The organism is Ruminococcus sp. FC2018 (assembly GCF_000621805.1).
Taxonomy (GTDB): Bacteria; Bacillota; Clostridia; order Oscillospirales; family Ruminococcaceae; genus Hominimerdicola.
Window position 1 is genome coordinate 145,467 of record NZ_JHXH01000003.1, and the last position, 17,348, is coordinate 162,814.

At 48.2% G+C, this 17,348-nt stretch carries 18 protein-coding genes; 1 reads left to right on the plus strand and 17 read right to left on the minus strand.

The genetic code is table 11. The features are described 5' to 3' along the window. Window positions 1–5 precede the first annotated feature (5 nt). The 17 genes from T494_RS12130 to T494_RS12145 all read right to left on the minus strand — a co-directional run bounded on the left by T494_RS12130 (window position 6) and on the right by T494_RS12145 (window position 16,045). A complete protein-coding gene (locus T494_RS12130) occupies window positions 6–1,562 on the minus strand; it encodes a GldG family protein (protein ID WP_051539970.1) in 1,557 nt (518 codons plus the stop codon). Window positions 1,563–1,574: 12 nt separating this feature from the next. Continuing rightward, window positions 1,575–2,279, minus strand: a complete 705-nt coding sequence (locus T494_RS0103210; RefSeq protein ID WP_028505052.1) for an ABC transporter permease subunit — start codon at window positions 2,277–2,279, stop codon at window positions 1,575–1,577. Further along, on the minus strand, window positions 2,279–3,235 hold the full coding sequence (locus T494_RS0103215) for an ATP-binding cassette domain-containing protein (protein WP_028505053.1): 957 nt from the start codon (window positions 3,233–3,235) through the stop codon (window positions 2,279–2,281). Before T494_RS0103215 ends, T494_RS0103210 begins: the two co-directional genes overlap by 1 nt. A gap of 31 nt (window positions 3,236–3,266) precedes the next feature. Then, window positions 3,267–4,715, minus strand: a complete 1,449-nt coding sequence (gene gltX, locus T494_RS0103220) for a glutamate--tRNA ligase (RefSeq protein ID WP_028505054.1) — start codon at window positions 4,713–4,715, stop codon at window positions 3,267–3,269. Between the two features lie 21 nt (window positions 4,716–4,736). Further along, window positions 4,737–5,672, minus strand: a complete 936-nt coding sequence (gene ribF / locus T494_RS0103225) for a riboflavin biosynthesis protein RibF (protein ID WP_037343786.1) — start codon at window positions 5,670–5,672, stop codon at window positions 4,737–4,739. Window positions 5,673–5,688: 16 nt separating this feature from the next. Further along, window positions 5,689–6,507: an NAD(+) diphosphatase gene (gene nudC, locus T494_RS0103230; RefSeq protein WP_028505056.1), complete on the minus strand. Its 819-nt coding sequence runs from the start codon at window positions 6,505–6,507 to the stop codon at window positions 5,689–5,691. 8 nt (window positions 6,508–6,515) lie between these two features. Continuing rightward, entirely contained in the window at window positions 6,516–7,424 is a 909-nt protein-coding gene (gene truB, locus T494_RS0103235) for a tRNA pseudouridine(55) synthase TruB (RefSeq protein ID WP_051539972.1), read from the minus strand. Window positions 7,425–7,426: 2 nt separating this feature from the next. Beyond that, window positions 7,427–8,374 (minus strand): bifunctional oligoribonuclease/PAP phosphatase NrnA, encoded by a 948-nt coding sequence (locus T494_RS0103240; RefSeq protein WP_028505058.1) that lies wholly within the window; start codon window positions 8,372–8,374, stop codon window positions 7,427–7,429. Between the two features lie 34 nt (window positions 8,375–8,408). Continuing rightward, window positions 8,409–8,780: a 30S ribosome-binding factor RbfA gene (rbfA, locus tag T494_RS0103245; RefSeq protein ID WP_028505059.1), complete on the minus strand. Its 372-nt coding sequence runs from the start codon at window positions 8,778–8,780 to the stop codon at window positions 8,409–8,411. Between the two features lie 99 nt (window positions 8,781–8,879). Continuing rightward, window positions 8,880–11,402 carry a translation initiation factor IF-2 gene (infB, locus tag T494_RS0103250; protein WP_037343789.1) on the minus strand — a complete coding sequence of 841 codons (2,523 nt, stop codon included), beginning with the start codon at window positions 11,400–11,402 and terminating at the stop codon, window positions 8,880–8,882. A 53-nt stretch (window positions 11,403–11,455) separates the two neighbouring features. Beyond that, a complete protein-coding gene (locus T494_RS0103255; protein ID WP_028505061.1) occupies window positions 11,456–11,788 on the minus strand; it encodes a ribosomal L7Ae/L30e/S12e/Gadd45 family protein in 333 nt (110 codons plus the stop codon). After that, window positions 11,778–12,029 (minus strand): YlxR family protein, encoded by a 252-nt coding sequence (locus tag T494_RS0103260; protein ID WP_028505062.1) that lies wholly within the window; start codon window positions 12,027–12,029, stop codon window positions 11,778–11,780. The genes T494_RS0103255 and T494_RS0103260 overlap by 11 nt, the downstream gene beginning before the upstream one ends. Window positions 12,030–12,042: 13 nt before the next feature. After that, entirely contained in the window at window positions 12,043–13,116 is a 1,074-nt protein-coding gene (gene nusA / locus T494_RS0103265) for a transcription termination factor NusA (protein ID WP_028505063.1), read from the minus strand. 123 nt (window positions 13,117–13,239) lie between these two features. Further along, entirely contained in the window at window positions 13,240–13,743 is a 504-nt protein-coding gene (rimP, locus tag T494_RS0103270; RefSeq protein ID WP_028505064.1) for a ribosome maturation factor RimP, read from the minus strand. A 164-nt stretch (window positions 13,744–13,907) separates the two neighbouring features. Beyond that, complete coding sequence (locus tag T494_RS12135; protein ID WP_051539975.1) at window positions 13,908–14,381, minus strand: hypothetical protein; 474 nt, start codon at window positions 14,379–14,381, stop codon at window positions 13,908–13,910. Between the two features lie 29 nt (window positions 14,382–14,410). Beyond that, on the minus strand, window positions 14,411–15,346 hold the full coding sequence (locus tag T494_RS12140; RefSeq protein WP_051539976.1) for an LCP family protein: 936 nt from the start codon (window positions 15,344–15,346) through the stop codon (window positions 14,411–14,413). Window positions 15,347–15,418: 72 nt separating this feature from the next. Next, entirely contained in the window at window positions 15,419–16,045 is a 627-nt protein-coding gene (locus tag T494_RS12145; protein ID WP_051539979.1) for an SLOG family protein, read from the minus strand. A gap of 113 nt (window positions 16,046–16,158) precedes the next feature. Between T494_RS12145 and alr the strand changes: the two genes are divergently transcribed. Further along, a complete protein-coding gene (alr, locus tag T494_RS0103290) occupies window positions 16,159–17,277 on the plus strand; it encodes an alanine racemase (RefSeq protein ID WP_028505065.1) in 1,119 nt (372 codons plus the stop codon). The last annotated feature ends 71 nt before the right edge of the window (window positions 17,278–17,348 follow it).

Here is a 17,348-nt window from a genome sequence, read left to right on the forward strand (position 1 = left end):
CTCGCCTATCTGCGTTTTCTTCTCACCGTGACCACTATGCCTGTAACTGCCACAGCCACAGGGATGATCACGATAAATGTCCATTTAAGCACCTGTTTCTGCCCCTGGGTAATGTCGAAGGCACCGCCTTGCAGGACTTTCGGTTCTATCTTTATCCCCGGGGTCTTGTCAGTCATTTCAGAAAACAGAGCTAAGATAAACTCTCTGTTCTGATACTGTCCGTATGCCATAAAGCGGTCCTCCGCCAGTGAGGAGGTCCCGATAACTGCTGCGCCCGACCCTGTAACGGTGTTTGTACCCAGAGCTGCATAGCACTGCTTTGCGTTTTTGAGCACCACCACATTGTCGTTCACAAGCTCATCTGTCCTTGCGGTGAATGCTGCGTCGGAACTTTGCAGCAGCTTTTCCGCCTTAATATCCGAGCTGCCCGTATCCGGTGTTTCCACAGGTCGTGACTGTGCCACAAGGAGCCTTGGAGCATTGCTGTCTATATGCTTTTCAAGCTCACGGGAAATATCCTGCGCAAGGGTGTAATAGGGCTGGTTGTAATACTTATCCGTATCCCTTTCGCATATCGTTCCCTCTCCCACACTCACGCCGTACTTTTTCAGCAAGCCGTTGATAAGGGGCGTGTCACTCTGTGCCGCATGGGAAAAGCAAAGAATATGCTTGTTTTTCCCCGACAGGAACTTTTCAAGCTTATCTGTTTCCGGCTGCATATAATCAGTCCGAGGTGCACATATAACGGCAACATCTGTATCTGCCGGTATCTCGCCGCCGGTAATATCCAGCGAAGATACGTTATATCCGTTAGCCGACAGCAGAGTTTTCATATACCCCAGCTCAGCCAGCTCCCCACGCCCTGTGAGAAAGACTACATTCACAGGCTTTGGGTCTGTCACAGCCAGAAGCGCCGAGGTAAACGCCTGCTCGGCATTTGACGATTGGATATAGTTTGAAAAGTACTGCACAAACGCAGCCTGCGACCCTTCGAGATTATTTTTAGCGTAGGAATCAACAGTATAACCCGAATTTGACAGTCCTTCAACAAGTCTGTCCTGAAAATTGATGATATCCGATACTCCGACTTTTCTGGTCCTGGATATATCTCCCGACTTTGTTTCAAAGACAATGTCCATCTGCCGCACATCATTATAGCTGCGGGCAATATCAGGATTCTTGTCTATGTCCACAAATCTGTATTTTATGCGGCTGTTTTCACGGCTGTAATTTTTCAGCAGCTCCATTGCCTGCTTGTTATACGGGTAATTGAAAGACGTATATGTCTCCTCGTCGGCAAAGACGGTGACCGTAACATCGGTGTCTATCTTCTTCACATATTCAAGGGACTTATCGGAAATAGTGTAGATCTTTTTGTCCGTCATGTCGATCGTAAGGGGATAACGGTCAAAGACCATTGTTGCCGCTGCATTTGCCAGTACCACCGCTGCAACCACAACTACCGTAAGTATCATGGACAATGTGGAGTGCCTGAACTTTGCGGACAAGCCTTTTGAGGGCTTTCTCTTTTTTTCGCAGACTTCTTTTTTCTTGTCACTCAATCTCTGCACCCCCTAACTCCAGCGGCGCTTTTCAACGACCCTTACCGTAAGGAAAAGGAAGATGAAAACTGCGCTGAGGAAGAACAGTAGATTTGACATATCAAAAAGCCCGTAGGTAAATGCGTAGTATCTCTTTGAAAAAGCTATCTTGTCCGCAGCTTTAACAAGAAATTCAAATGGCAGCTGTGCAGCCACGGCGGAAATAAAGCTGAAAAACATCAGCACACCGAAGCACAGCACCGCAGCTACCGCCTGACTTTCCGTGCAAGCGGAACAGAATATCCCCACGGCTATACAGCCTGCGCCCAGAAGTGCCAGTCCTGTAAAGCTGCCCAGCACCACGCTCCAGTCGGGGGGCGAATAAACCGCACAGATAAGTGCCATTACCAAAGTTATTGAGATCGCCATCAGATACACTGTAAAGGCTGCAAAGAATTTACCCAGCACCATTGACCATATGCTTACCGGAGAGGTGAGGATACATCTGTCGGTCTTTGCCCTGCGCTCCTGTGCCATTGTACTCATGGTCAGTATGGGAACGATGACCACCAGTATTATCAGCAGGGAGCTGAAAAGCATATCCATATGAGTTCTGCCCTCCGACAGCCCTGTAACATAGAACATAAGCCCTGCGTAGCAATAAAATGCCGCAAGGAACACATAGCCTATGGGCGAGATGAAATAGCCCTTCAGCTCACGCTTGAAAATCGCTCTCATCAGCCCACCTCCTCTTGCACATCCGTGCCGCTTTCGGTAAGGCGTATGAATATTTCCTCCAGCGTCAGCTTTGACGAACGCATCTCAAGGATCGTCCAGCCGTTTTTAGCCGCCGTGTCAAACACCGCTTTGCGAATGTCGCAGTCCTTTTGTGCCGTTATCTCCACATCCAGCGAGCTTTTTCTCTCCTTTGCAAAGCTGACTGTCTTAACGCCCTTTAGCTTTTCCACTGCACTGCGGATAGTTTCTCTTCCTGCGCCCTCAACGGTAAGGAAAAGCTTTCTCTCCTCCTCAAAGGAAGTCAGAATATTCTCCTCTGTGTCGTCGGCAACTATTCTTCCGTGGTTTATGACCACTATCCTGTCGCACACCGCCTGTATCTCGGGAAGTATGTGGGAGGAAAGTATCACCGTATGCTTTTTCCCCAGCTTCTTGATAAGGCTTCTTATCTCCGCTATCTGCCGTGGGTCAAGCCCTACGGTAGGCTCGTCAAGAATAAGTATCTTCGGGTCCCCCACCAGTGCCTGGGCAAAGCCCACACGCTGTTTATATCCCTTCGAAAGGTTCTTTATCACCCTGTTGTACACGCTGTCTATGCCAACAAGAGAGCAGATGTCCTTCATGTGGGATATTTTAGGGAGCTTGCATTTTTTCAGGTCATATATAAAGTAAAGATACTCCTTTACGGTCATGTCCTCATAAAGAGGCGGTATCTCGGGAAGGTATCCCATTTGTTTTTTTGCATAGGCAGGAGCTTCCACTATATCCTTTCCGTCCACCAGCACCTTGCCGGAGGTGGAGGATATATAGCCTGTGATAATATTCATGACCGTGGACTTTCCTGCTCCGTTGGGACCGAGAAAGCCCAGTATCTCCCCTTCGTTCACGCAGAAGGACACATCTTCAACAGCCTTTTGCGAACCGTATCGCTTGGTGATATTTTTTACCTCTATCACTTTGTGTCCTCCTTTCGTTTTCTGCTTTGTTTTACGAGAGCTTTTCTATGCCCTTATTTATCCTGTCAATAGTATCCTGTTTGCCGATAATGTAGGCTATCTCAACTCCTCCGCCGGGTGTTGACTGCTTGCCCGAAAGCGCAACTCGCAGAGGCCACAGGATCAAGCCGTTCTTTACGCCCAGCTTTTCGATAAGTCCGAACAGCGCATCGTGAATACTCTCAATGCTCCAGTCTTCAAGCGCCTGCATTACAGGCAGCACCTGCTTGAGCGACTGAAGGGAGTTTTCAAGGTTAGTCTTCATCTTCTTGTGACAGTACATCTCGTTGTCGTACTCAGGCAGGGCGTCGATAAAGTCCACCATTCCGGGAATGTCGGTGAACACCTCTGTCCTTGCCTGTAAAAGTGATGCGATATATTCAAGGTCAACATCATCTCTCTTTACCGACTGCTTTATATATGGTATAGCGTACTGCGCAAACACCTCAGGCTCCAGAGCCTTGATATACTTTGCATTTATCGCCTTCATCTTCAGCGGATCGAATATGGCCGGTGCCTTTGAAAGCCCGTGAATGTCAAACTCCTTTACCAGCTCCTCAAGGGAGTATATCTCGTTTTCCCCCTTTGGTGCCCAGCCAAGAAGTGCGATATAGTTCAGCACAGCCTCTTTCAGATAGCCCTTTTCCATAAGATCCTGGAAAGAAGCATCGCCGTCACGCTTGGAAAGCTTATGCTGTTTATCTTTCATAATGTGCTCAACGTGTATGTACGTAGGCACCTCCCAGCCGAAGGCTTTGTACAAAAGCTCATACTTTGGTGCGGAGGAGAGATATTCGTTGCCTCTCACAACATGGGTTATACCCATAAGGTGGTCGTCAACCACGTTTGCAAAGTTATATGTGGGCATACCGTCGGTCTTTATAAGGATCTGGTCCTCAAGCTCTGCACAGTCAACAGTGATGTCGCCGTAAAGCTCGTCGTGGAAAGTCACCTGACCCTCGGTCGGCATTTTCTGTCTTATAACATAAGGTGTGCCTGCATCAAGCTTTGCCTGAACCTCCTCTTTGGAAAGGTCACGGCAATGTCTGTCGTAGCTGTATGTCTTGCCCTGAGCTTCAAGCTCCGCTTTCAGTCCGTCCAGCCTGTCCTTGTCACAGAAGCAGTAATATGCCTCGCCCTTTTCGATAAGCTCAAGGGCATACTTTTTGAACATACCCATTCTTTCCGACTGTACGTACGGTCCCACAGGACCTCCGATATCCGGTCCCTCGTCCCAGTTAAGTCCCACATCTTTAAGGGTTTTGTATATAACATCCACTGCACCCTCAACATATCTTCCCTGGTCGGTGTCCTCTATACGCAGTATAAAGTCGCCTCCCTGCTGTTTTGCGATAAGATACGCAAAAAGCGCAGTACGAAGATTTCCTATGTGCATATAGCCCGTAGGTGAGGGGGCAAATCTTGTCCTTACCTTATTCATCTTTCATCTCGTCCTTTCCGCTTACTCTTTCAGCATTGCGCCTGTGCCTTTATAGTACTGCTGCGCCTGCCTTGTGTCCTCATTTATCTGCTCTTTCAGCTTCCCCGGGTCATCAAATTTCTTTTCCGCTCTGATAAAGCTGTCGTAGCGCACCTGTACGGTCTGTCCGTAAAGGTCCCCGTCATAGCCGATTATGTATGTTTCAGCCAGAGGTGAGGTGTGCATTTCAAAGGTGGGTTTTACGCCCACATTGGTCACCCCTGCATACTGTTTTTCCCCTATCAGCACTCTGGTACAGTACACACCGAACCTGGGGATAACCTGTGTGTCAGGTATCCTCTGATTTATTGTGGGGTGCTCCAGCTTTCTTGCGATCATCCTGCCATGCTCAACAGGAAGCTCCATGAAAAATGTGTACCCGAGCATGGAGTTTGCGATCTCGATCTCTCCGCAGCGTATGGCGCTTCTTATTACGGTGGAGCTTATAACGCCGTTGTTATCGCAAAGCTGACGTACAACCTCGACTTTGATACCGTACTTTTCACCAAGCTCACTCAGTGTATTGTGGTCTCCTGCCGCTGCTTTTCCGAAACGGAAATCCGTTCCGCATACCGCCGCCTTGCAGTTGAGCCTTTCCCTTAGCACGCCCCTTACGAAATCCTCGCAGGACATATCCTTATACTCTCCAAAGCCCGGAGAGAACAGGTAGTCCACTCCCAGCTTTTCAATACGCCTGTGCTTCCCACGGTCCGTGAGTATCATCTCTATTCTGCCGTTATTTCCCTTTGTGGTCACCGTGTCCGTCTTAAAGGTAAATACAGCAGAGCGCAGACCTTGCTGTTTATATCCGCACGCCTTTGCGATCACCAGCTGGTGTCCACGGTGTACCCCGTCAAACAGCCCCAGAGCGCAGGCAGTACCTTCTTTTACCGTTTCATCATCTTTAAGGTATATCAAAATATTACCCCCGAAGTTACCTCTGTGAGCTTTTGAAAGCCCACATCATTTCTCCCGTAAGGCTTATCCCTCCCGGCTGCGCAGGCACGTCCTCACGCTTTACCCACACCGCCTCAGAAAGCTCCTGTGTGTCCATTTTGATTTCACGTGAGCCTTTGACTTGCGCAAAATATCCAACAAGCAGATTTTGTGCAAAGCCCCATGGCTGGGAAGCAAAATACTCTATATCCGTTATTTCAAGCCCGGTTTCTTCCATAGCCTCACGCTTTGCAGCCGCTTCTGCGCTTTCGCCCATTTCCACAAAGCCTGCCACAAGGGCGTATTTTTTATACTCCCTGTCCGCATAGCGTGTAAGCAATATACTGTCCGTTTCCCGGTCGATTATACCAAGTATGACCGCAGGGGCTATCTTGGGATACACCTCGTTGCCGCAGCCTGTACACACCATGCACCGCTTTGCTCCGTCATGCTCCAGCTTTGCGCCGCATACGCTGCAAAACTTATTCTCCATGTGGAAGCAATAATAGTGGAAACCTGTTACCACCGCATACTGGGCTGTGTCAGGCTCAACGTGTCTTATCCTGTTCAGGGGCTGAAACTCAAACCCTTGTGCGCAAGCCTTTTCAAGACAGAGAAAAAACCTTATGCCGTCCGCTTTGAACGCAAACACAGTTTTAATGCCGCTTACCAGCTCACATAGCTTTGGCAGCACCGCTCTGTTTTCATCAATACGCACCAGCACGCTCCTGCCGTCAAAGCACAGCACGCTGTCGCCGCCATTTGCAGGCAGCGGGTCAAACTCTATATCCACACTGTCAGGTATATCCTGAAACATAATATCACCTAATAAAAATTCTTCACACTTGTGAGCATATCGTCCTTAAACGCCGCAAGCCCCAGAAAGCTGCCCTCAGAGCCAAACACCCTGAAAGTGTTTTCTGCCGGTGTGTCCGTCTTTACCTGTCTGCGGTAAAGCTTCACTCCGTTTTTGTACAGTCCCGTGAGCCGCCGGTCAAGATGTATCTCACCGTACATTTCAAAGGCTTTTTCCACAGGCATCATCGCCTCACTGAGCCTGCCCCTGGCACAGATATCCTCTATTTGCTCTATGGTGAGACAGTCCTTTATGTCAAAGCCTCCCGAGTATGTCCTCACAAGGCTTGTCATCACCGCTCCCGTACCAATGGCACTTCCCATATCGTCGATAATAGTGCGCACATAGGTCCCCTTTTCGCAGGAAATTGTCATTTCCCCCTCACGGGTTTTCTCGTCGTATAATATTATCTCAATGGAATGTACAAGGCATTTTCTTGGTGTGCGCTGCGCCGTTTTACCCTCTCTTGCAAGCTGGTAAAGCCGCTTTCCGTCCACCTTAACAGCCGAATACATAGGCGGCAGCTGGGTTATTTCACCAACAAACTGCTCCCTTACCTTTTCCAGCTGCTGTGCCGTCACATCGCCGGCATCTTCACTCAGCACCTTACCGGTAATATCCAGCGTATCGGTGGTAACGCCCAGTCTGAAGCCTGCGGTGTACACCTTTTTTGTGTCCGGGAGTATGTCGCACGCCTTTGTTGCCTTTCCCACAAATACAGGGAGCACTCCCTCTGCCATAGGATCCAGCGTTCCTGCGTGTCCCAGACGCTTTATTTTCAGTACGCCTCTGAGCTTTGCCACCACATCAAAGGATGTCCAGCCCTTTGGCTTGTTCACAGGCAGTATGCCCATTATATTATTATCACTTGCGCTCATAATTACTCAAAAAGCTTTGCCGCCTCGTCAAGCAGCATCTTTACCACATCATCCAGCTTTCCCTTTATCTCGCACCCTGCGGCTCTTATATGTCCGCCGCCGCCGAATCTCTGGCAGAATTCCGATGCGTTGAGCTTATCGGTAGTCCTTACGGATATCTTATAATAATCGGTATGTCTTTCCTTGACCGTTATGCCGATATCCACCCCTTCTACGCAAAGGGGCACCGATGCCAGTCCGTCAAACTCCGACTGGTCCGCACCGCACTGAGCCATAAGCTGCTTGGTGAGCACTATCATGGTGCATCTGCCGCCGAAATAGTATTTCATGTTGCTGATGACCTGCTGCTCAGCCTGTATCCTTCCGTGGCTTTTCACATCAAACATCATTCTGTTCACGTTGGCATAGTCGATATTGTACGCCATAAGCTCCGCAGCGATAATGTGCGCCTCGGGTGTGGTGTTTTCATACTTGAAGCAGCCTGTGTCGGTGGAAATACCTGTGTAAAGGCACTTTGCCATTATGTCGGTCATTTTCTCGCCGCTTGCCTTTATTACCTTATATATAAGCATAGCCGCTGCAGAAGCGTCACCGTCAACATAGGTCTTTTTTGCGAACTGCTTGTTTGAAATGTGGTGGTCTATACAAAGGTCAACTGCACCGGGCTGCTGATACTGTGCAAGCCTGCTTCCGATAAGGTTGGGGTCGGCGATATCCACCGCCACCACAAACTTTTCCTCAAACTCCTCAGACGCATATCCCTCATACATAAAGCTGTACCTGTCGGGCAGCTCCTCGCTGTTGAGCACATTTGCCTTTTTGCCCATATTTTTCAGAAAATGCCACAGTGCAAATCCTGAACCCAGGGTATCTCCGTCGGGGCTTTTATGGGTGAGTATGGTGAAATTGTCGTTGCTTTTCAAGATGTCCACGATCTCCTGAAAGTTCATATATAAAAGTCCTTTCTCACATCTTTGTCACTGCTTATTGCTCCTCATCCTGCTGCTCATCCGGCACAAGCTCCTTGAGCCTGTTGGTTATCCTTGCCGAACGCTCTATGGAATTGTCAGCCACAAAGCTCAGCTCGGGGCACTTTTTTGTTCCCAGTACCTTTGAGATCTCCTTTTTGATAAGTCCCTTGGCACTGTCAAGTCCCTTTACTGCTTCCTTTGCGCTTTCAAATCCCTCAAAGCTTGAAATATACACCTTGCAGAATGAGCCGTCGTGCGCCATGTCGCACCTTACCACCGTCAGCATCATGCCGCCGTGCAGGCGGGGATCTTTAAGCTCCCGCATCATGCCCGAGACTATTCTTTTTATGTCCTCGCCCATGCGTCCTGCCTTGTGTGAGCCCATAGCAATTCTCCTTCCTGCGGATCTTTCTAAGGTCCTGATATCTGTATTACAAAATAATAGTGTCAATAGTTTTCTGGCGTTGTTTTTGAAGCTAAAAAACTAATCTCTGTACTCCTCCATGATGTAGCCCTCAAGGATATCTCCTTCCTTGATATCGGAGAACTTTTCAAGTGTGATGCCGCACTCAAAGTTTGCAGCAACTTCCTTAACGTCGTCCTTGAATCTCTTAAGGCTGGACATCTTGTCGTCTGCGATTATTATACCATCTCTCACAACACGGATAAGGTCGTTTCTTCCGATCTTTCCGCTGAGAACATAAGATCCTGCAACGGTACCCACGTTGGAGATCTTGTAAACCTGTCTTACCTCTACTCTTGCGGTGTCTACCTCTCTGTACTTAGGAGCAAGCATACCCTTCATTGCAGCGGTAAGATCCTCGATAGCGTCATAGATTATCCTGTAAAGTCTTATGTCAACACCGTTCTGCTCTGCGTTCATCTTAGCAACGGGATCGGGACGCACGTTGAACCCCACGATAATAGCCTTTGATGCGTTTGCCAGCATTACATCGCCCTCGGAGACAGCACCCACTGCACCGTGGATGACCTTGACCTTGACCTCTTCGTTGGACAGCTTTTCAAGCGACTGCTTTACAGCCTCCACAGAGCCCTGAACATCTGCCTTTACGATGACAGGCAGCTCCTTCATCTCGCCCTCGCTGATCTGCTCAAAGAGATTGTCCAGAGTGACCTTATTGTACTGGCTGAACTCCTGCTCCTTAGCCTCGTGCTTTCTCTGCTCAACAAGCTCTCTTGCCAGCTTTTCGTCTGCAACCGCATTGAACACGTCGCCTGCGCTTGGCACTTCCCCAAGACCTGTTATCTCAACAGGTGTGGAAGGTCCTGCATGCTCAATAGCTCTGCCCTTGTCGTCGGTCATGGTTCTCACTCTGCCCACAGATGTGCCTGCAATAAGCACGTCGCCCGAATTGAGCGTACCGTTTTGCACCAGAAGTGTAGCAACAGGTCCCTTGCCCTTATCAAGCCTTGCCTCGATTACTGTACCCTTTGCCAGCTTGTCAGGGTTAGCTTTAAGCTCCTTGACCTCAGCCACCAGCAATATATTTTCAAGCAGGTCGTCGATACCCATTCCGGTCTTTGCGGAAACAGGCACAGCGATAACGTCGCCGCCCCACTCCTCAACGACCAGGTCGTGCTCGGTGAGCTGCTGTTTGATCCTGTCGGGATCTGCGGTATCCTTATCCATTTTGTTTATGGCAACGATTATGGAAACTCCCGCTGCCTTTGCGTGGTTGATAGACTCAACTGTCTGAGGCATGATACCGTCGTCGGCTGCCACAACAAGGATAGCGATATCGGTGATATTTGCACCTCTTGCTCTCATTGACGTGAACGCCTCATGTCCCGGGGTATCCAGGAAGGTTATCTTCTCGCCCTTGTAATTTACCTGATATGCACCGATATGCTGAGTGATACCGCCTGCCTCGCCGTCGGTAACGTGAGCGTTTCTTATCTTGTCAAGGATAGATGTCTTACCGTGGTCAACGTGACCCATTACGACCACAACAGGGCATCTTGGCTTGAGGTCCTCTTCCTTGTCCGCATCATCAACGATAAGCCTTTCCTCGATAGTAACAACGACTTCCTTTTCCACCTTTGCGCCCAGCTCATCCGCAACGATAGCCGCCGTGTCAAAGTCCACCACTTCGTTGATGCCTGCCATAACGCCCAGACCCATAAGCTTTTTGATAACAACGCTTGCTGTGACTTTAAGTCTTGAAGCCAGCTCGGAAACAACTATCTCGTCGGGTATCATGACCTTGAGCTGCTGCTTTCTTGCTCTTTCAAGCTCCAGTCTGCGCAGCTTTTCAGCCTCGGTCTCCTTCTTGTGTGAGAACTGCTGTTTTTTATGCTGCTGGGACTTCTGCACCAGCTTTTGCTTTCTTGCCTGGTTATCCTTGCTCTTATTATGCTTGGTATTGGCAAGATTATCGTACTTTTCGTTGTACTTATCAAGCTCTACATAGCTTCCCCTTGTGTCAATGGTAGTGGTTTTTGAATATCCGCCCTCATCGTCAGAGGAAAGAGTGTAGCCTTTATCATCAGAGGCAGAGGCAAATCCGCCAAGACGGGTCTTTACGCCAACGTCCTTCTTCTTTGCAGGCTCATGCTTCTTTGCAGGCTTCTTTTCAGCCTTTTTCTCCTCTTGCTTGACCTCTTTCTTCTCGGCAGGCTTTTCAGCTGCCTTTGGCTGAGCCTTTTCGTCCTTCTCCGGCTTCTCCGCCTTCTGCTCAGACTTTTTGGCTGCCTCGGGCTTTTCCTCGGGCTTTTCAGCCTTCTTTACAGTTTTCTTAGCTGCCTTTTCGGGCTTTTTCTCCCCTTGGGGGCGAACATTGTTGGCAAAGTACTCGTTGAAGTTCTCCACCTGGTTATTCTGGGTGAAGTACTCAAGAACGTATCCCACCTCCTCGGGCACAAGTGACGCCTGAGTCTTGCGGGTCTCGCCGTCATATGTTTCAAGGCACTTGACGATGTCACCGTTTGACACCTTCAGGTCCTTTGCAAGCTCACCAAGCTTGGTTTTTACTACTTTCTTTTCCATAGGCAATTATGTCCTCCTTGCTGCAGCGCCCCTACATGAAGCGCTTTCACAGATCATGATTCAAATTGGTTTTTATCAGTTCCGATCTCCTCAAGGTCTTTTGCACAGGACCTTGCAAAGCCCCTGTCGGTCATTGCAACAACTCCCGTTCTTTTACCCATTGTAAGATCCATATCGTCCATTGTCATATCCAGCCGGTAAAGCTTCACATTGTACTTTGCACAGGTAAATCTGACTTCCTTGAACGATTTTTCGGATAAGTCCTTTGTAACGAACACTGCCGACGCTGCGGCATCACAGCAGGCTCTTTTCACCATATCCATACCCGTAACAAGCTTTCCTGCCTTGCGTGACATGGTTATTATCCCTGCTTTGTTACTGCTCATTTTCTATCTCAGCCTCCAGCTGCTGTATTATCTCATCTGTCACTCTGAGTTTTTTGGACTTTCCCGCTTTTTTCAGACATTCGGTGCTTTTACAAATATATGCGCCTCTGCCTGCTTTTTTACCTGTGGGGTCAACGCTCACAGTTCCCTCGGAGTCGGTGACTATGCGGATAAGCTCTTTTTTCGGCTTCATCTCACCGCAGCCCACGCACATTCTCATAGGTATCTTTTTGGTTTTCATAGGCATTTCCTCGTTATTCGCTTACAGGCACCTGGGGAAGAATATCTATCTTGTATCCTGTAAGTCCGGCAGCCAGCTTTGCGTTCTGACCCTTATTTCCGATAGCCAGCGAAAGCTGATTGTTGGGAACGATGACCTGGCATCTCTTTTGTACCTTATCTCCGTCCACCAGATCCTCCAGCAGGTCAACTCTTATGACCTCTGCAGGAGCAAGAGCCTTTGCGATAAATTCCGCAGGATCCTCGCTGTATGTTATAACGTCTATCTTTTCGCCGTTAAGCTCGTCTACAACAGCAGATATCCTGGACTTTCTCGGTCCTATGCAGGCACCTACCGCATCAACATTGGGGTCATTTGAGATAACAGCGATCTTGCTTCTTGCGCCTGCAACTCTTGAGATAGCCTTTATCTCCACCGTACCGTCTGCGATCTCGGGAACTTCGATCTCAAACAGCCTCTTGACAAATTCCCTCTGTGTTCTGGAAATTCTGATAACAGGCTGTCTCTTTTCGGAATTTGCTATGCCTGCCACATACACCTTTATCATGTCGCCGGCTTTGAGGACTTCGCCCGGTATCTGTTCTTTTCTTATGAAATATACCTCGTTTTTGTCAATAGTAACGATAGCGTTAAGTGTTCCCGGCTCCACCTTCTGAACAACGGCGGACACCACCTCACGCTCTTTGTCCTGATACTGTTCGATGAGCTTAGCTCTTTCGTAGTCCTTGATGTCATGCTTTATGGACTGCTTTGCGTTCTGCGCAGCAACTCTTCCGAACCTTGCCGGATCAAGAGGAATATCTATCCAGTCGCCAACCATTACGTTGGGATCGTATGTCCTTGCTTCCTCTATCCAGATCTCGTTGTCGGGATCGTCAACATACTTAACGTCCATGACCTCTTTTTGCAGCTTCATCTCGAACTTATTGTTATCCGGGTCGATATCCACTACAATGTGCTCGCTCATGGGGTAATCTCTCTTGATCGCCTTCATGATGCCCTGCTTTATCTTTTCGATAAGCACGTCCTTTTCAATATGGTTTTCCTTTTCCAATGCGCCCAGTGCGTCAAATATCTCTTTGTTCATTTTTCCTACCGTTCCTTTCTGTTATGGTCTGCCTTTCGGCTTGGTTGATTTTTATTGATAAGGAGCAATGCTCCGTTAGTTAAGATGATATATCTGTATATTGATAAGGGTCACAGGTCGTGGTCATATCCCGTCAAACAGATCTTCGTCGTCGTTGAGTCTGACATAAGCGCAGTCGCTGAGCTCAAACTCAACATTTTCCACTCCGTTGCCGTTTTCGTCAAGCGTCTGACAAAGCAGTTTATCCTTTTCGTACCCCACAAGCCCCACGACAAAATCTCTCTCTCCGTTTTCATCGGGTCTTATGAGCCTTATTCTTATAACATCACCGATACACACCTGAAAATGCTCCGCTCTTCTCAGCTCTCTGCCAAGTCCCGGGCTTCCGCATTCAAGCACATAGCTTTGCTGTATAGGGTCCGCTTCATCGAGGGCTTTGTTCATAGGTCTGGTGAACGCCTCGCAGTCGTTCATATCCACGCCGCCGTCCTTGTCGATAAGCACCCGAAGATACCACATCGAACCTTCCTTTTCAAACCGCACGTCCCAAAGGAAAAGCCCCAGTTCATCGGCTATGGGCTGTGCAAGCTCCCATACTTTTTCAACGGTGCTTTTTTTACTCTCCATAAAATCCCTCCATACAAAATCAAAAGACCGGAAGTCAAATTCCAGTCTTTTAATAAAAGCCTATTGTAGTTAGTATACCATATTTATTGTTTTTTTGCAAGGCTAAAAACCGTTTTTAAAGAGGATTTGATGAATATTCGCAGGGGTATTTTGTAAATATTCTGTTAACTCTCCTCATTTCTTGATTTTTTATTCCTTCCGAACAGCTTATGCTTTTTCGCCGCCTTTTCAGGCTCCTTGCTCTGTTGCTGCACAGCAGTCTGTTCATCAGGCTCCGCAATCGCAGGCTCAAAGCTGCTGCGGTTTTTCCTTGTGCCTTCCACAAAGTCTATGGGCACAGTGAACATTATACCTGTGTTCGGATGAGACAGATCGCCAACGGTGTTATAGACCACCTTTCTTGCTATCTCAAGCTGGTCATTGCGTATAACCGACAAAATGGTGCGGTTATCCTCTTCGGCACCGCTGAGTATAGCTCTGATAGATGCGCTTATAATGCTGCTGTCCAGCCTTGAAAGAGTGGTGGCAAGTCCCGAGGATTCTATTATCGTTGCGCCTCCAAGACCTGCTGCGGACATTCCCTCAAGCAGGCTGTCAAGGGCATCGGTCTTGTTGAGGATTATAACCATTAGCTTCATTATTGTGTTCTCCCGTAAATTTGTTTATCTTATTCCGGCTCGGTAGGCTTGGTGGTAACTACGGAGCTTTCCGGCTGCTTCACACCGAATGCCGACGCAACGGATGACCTGAACTCATCCTTCATGGTAAATGCGGTGTAGTCGTTGTTCCAGAAGCCCTCGGGCTGCATTACCCTTGCAGGGATATCTCTTTCGTCCAGCATGGTATTAAGATATTTTCTTATCTCGTTAAAGACTTCTTTGGTTATGTTTGTGTCGCTGCCCACCATAAGTATCTCGTAAATGTTATACAGGTTGTCCTTGAGCATTGTTGCCTGTCTGAAGCCGTTGTTCACGATCTCCTCCATTGCCTGTCCCATAAACTCCAGGTTGCCCTGCTTATTATTATTGAAGATCTTAAGGTCCATAAGATTTCTTATCTGCCGTGCGTTAAGGGTAGCTCTGTCGCCTTTTTGCAGCGATATATCGTCCTTTCCGCTCTTCTGAGAAATGTGGTAAAGCTCCTGGGGTGCGGTATATGTCATTCCGCCCATTATGTCTGCCACCTGCTCAAATGCCGAATCGGTAACTGTTGCATGGTAGTCTATCTGTATTCCCAGAGCCTGTCCCACGGCTCTTTCCAGACCGTTGATGCCGGACTCCGCCATTACCTCACGGTACTGTTTTCCTGTGGCTGTTTTAGTAACATCGGGCTGAGGTACTATTATTATCTCTTTTTTCACAGAGTCTATTCTGAAAACGCAAAGATCCTTGAACTCGCCGGTTTCGCTCACCCTTGCAAAAAGCAGATTTACACTGGTGGACTTTTCCGACTGGGAGCTTTCGTCTTCGGACTTGAAAACATCATATTTTTTCAGAAAATAATAAGACACTCCTCCCACAAGCGACAATGCCAGCAAAAGTGTAATAAAATACACCAGGGCAACCGGTGCCTGAGATCTCTTTTTTGCCTTTTTTCTTGCCATTTTTCTTTCTCCTTATTTATTTTTTCAGTTTTTTTCGCAAAACTATTGAACTTATAACCGTTTGGGTGTAAACTATAAGGGTAAGTTTTTTTCGTTGTATATCTCAAGCTTGCGGTCGATACCCAAATCGGTATCAACATAAAGCTGCGGATTGTTCGCAAGTGATACTATCTTCATTTCTATCCCTGCACGCTTTGCCATATTAAGCGTCTGGAGCGTTCCGGATCCTCTCTGCTTTTCTTTCATCACGCCTATGATCCTGGACGAATTGTCCACCATGAACTTATTGCGCAGCTTATATCTGTCGGGATCGCTCTTTTCGGAAACGATCACCCTTTCATCGCAGCTGTTTATTATAATGGAATACTTGTATTTGTCAAGAGCACTGTGTATCTCGTTATACTGTTCACGGTAAGGCAGAGCGCAGATAAGTCTGATGTCGCCGTATCTTTTGCTCAGGATCAACTGTCGGACGATATCGGCACAGATAAGGTCTATGCCGTCGGACATTCCGGAAATAAAGGTCTTGAAGCCGTCGGAAACCGCCTCCACCACAAGCAGCTGAAGGGTGCTGTAAAGGCACTTCATCCCCTGTTTATGCAGGTCGCCTTTGAATGGCAGATCACGGCTGCGGTGACCGCTGAAACAACAGGTAGAAAGCCTGTCGCACTCAAAGCTATTGATGCTGACTTCTTTCAACCGGTTTCACCTCCGCCCACACACCATTTAGAATATTATAGCACATTGTTTTATTTTTTTCAATAGCTATTCTTTTATTCCCTTCAAAAATACAGACAAAGGAAGTAATGAAAATGGAATTTTTACGCCGCTGCTGGGCTGAAATAGACATGGACAGCCTGCGGTACAATCTACGGCAGTACAAAAACTGCATAAAAAGTCCCACAGAGCTTATGTGCGTTGTAAAAGCCAACTGCTACGGTCACGGAGCAGATATTATCGTGCCCTGTCTTGAAAAGGAGCTGGGCGTAAAGTGGTTTGCGGTGGCAAATCTCACGGAGGCTTTACAGCTGCGTGAATACGGCGTAAAGGGCGAGATACTCATACTGGGATACACTCCCCCACGGCACGCTGACAGGCTTATTGAAAGCAATATAATACAAGCCTGCACCGAGTACAGCTTTGCTGAAAAGCTCTCACAAGCTGCTTCAAAGGGCAGGGTGCGCCTGCACGCAGCCATTGACACAGGAATGACACGGATCGGGCTTCACGGGGACGTTAAGGCAAACGCCGACGAACTTGAAAAGATCTCCCGGCTTGAAAACATATCCCTTGAGGGAATATTCACCCACTATGCTGTTGCCGACTCGGACAGCGAGGACAACGTCGCATACACCGCCGCACAGACGCAGAAGATACTGGCTGTATACGACGAGCTCAAAAAGCAGGGGCTTGATCTTGAACAGGTGCATTTTCTCAACTCTGCCGGCGGGGTGTATCACACCACCGACAAAAGCACCCTTGCAAGGCTCGGGATAATTCTTTACGGGCTGTATCCCGACCCCGGTCTTTCGCTGCCCTTTGTTCCAAAGCCTGTTATGACGCTTAAAGCGGTGATCTCCCAGATAAAATACATAGAAAAAGGCACCTGCGTCAGCTACGGGCGCACCTTTACCGCCCAAAAGCGCATGAAGCTGGCAACTGTTACCGCAGGATATGCTGACGGCTTCCCACGGGGACTGTCCAACAAGGGGGAGGTCATTGTAAGGGGTGTAAGATGTCCTATTGTGGGGCGTATCTGCATGGACCAGTTCATGTGCGATGTTTCCGAATTGGATGAGGTATCCACAGATGATGAGGTAATTCTTTTCGGAAGTGAGATAACCGCTGACCACATCGCACATCTTACAGATACCATTGGTTACGAGATAGTCTGCGGCATAACCGCAAGGGTACCCAGGGTAAAGATATAACATAAAACATAAACGGGGTATGAGCATACAGCTCATGCCTCTTTTTTCTGCCGCACAAAAAAGAGGTCAGA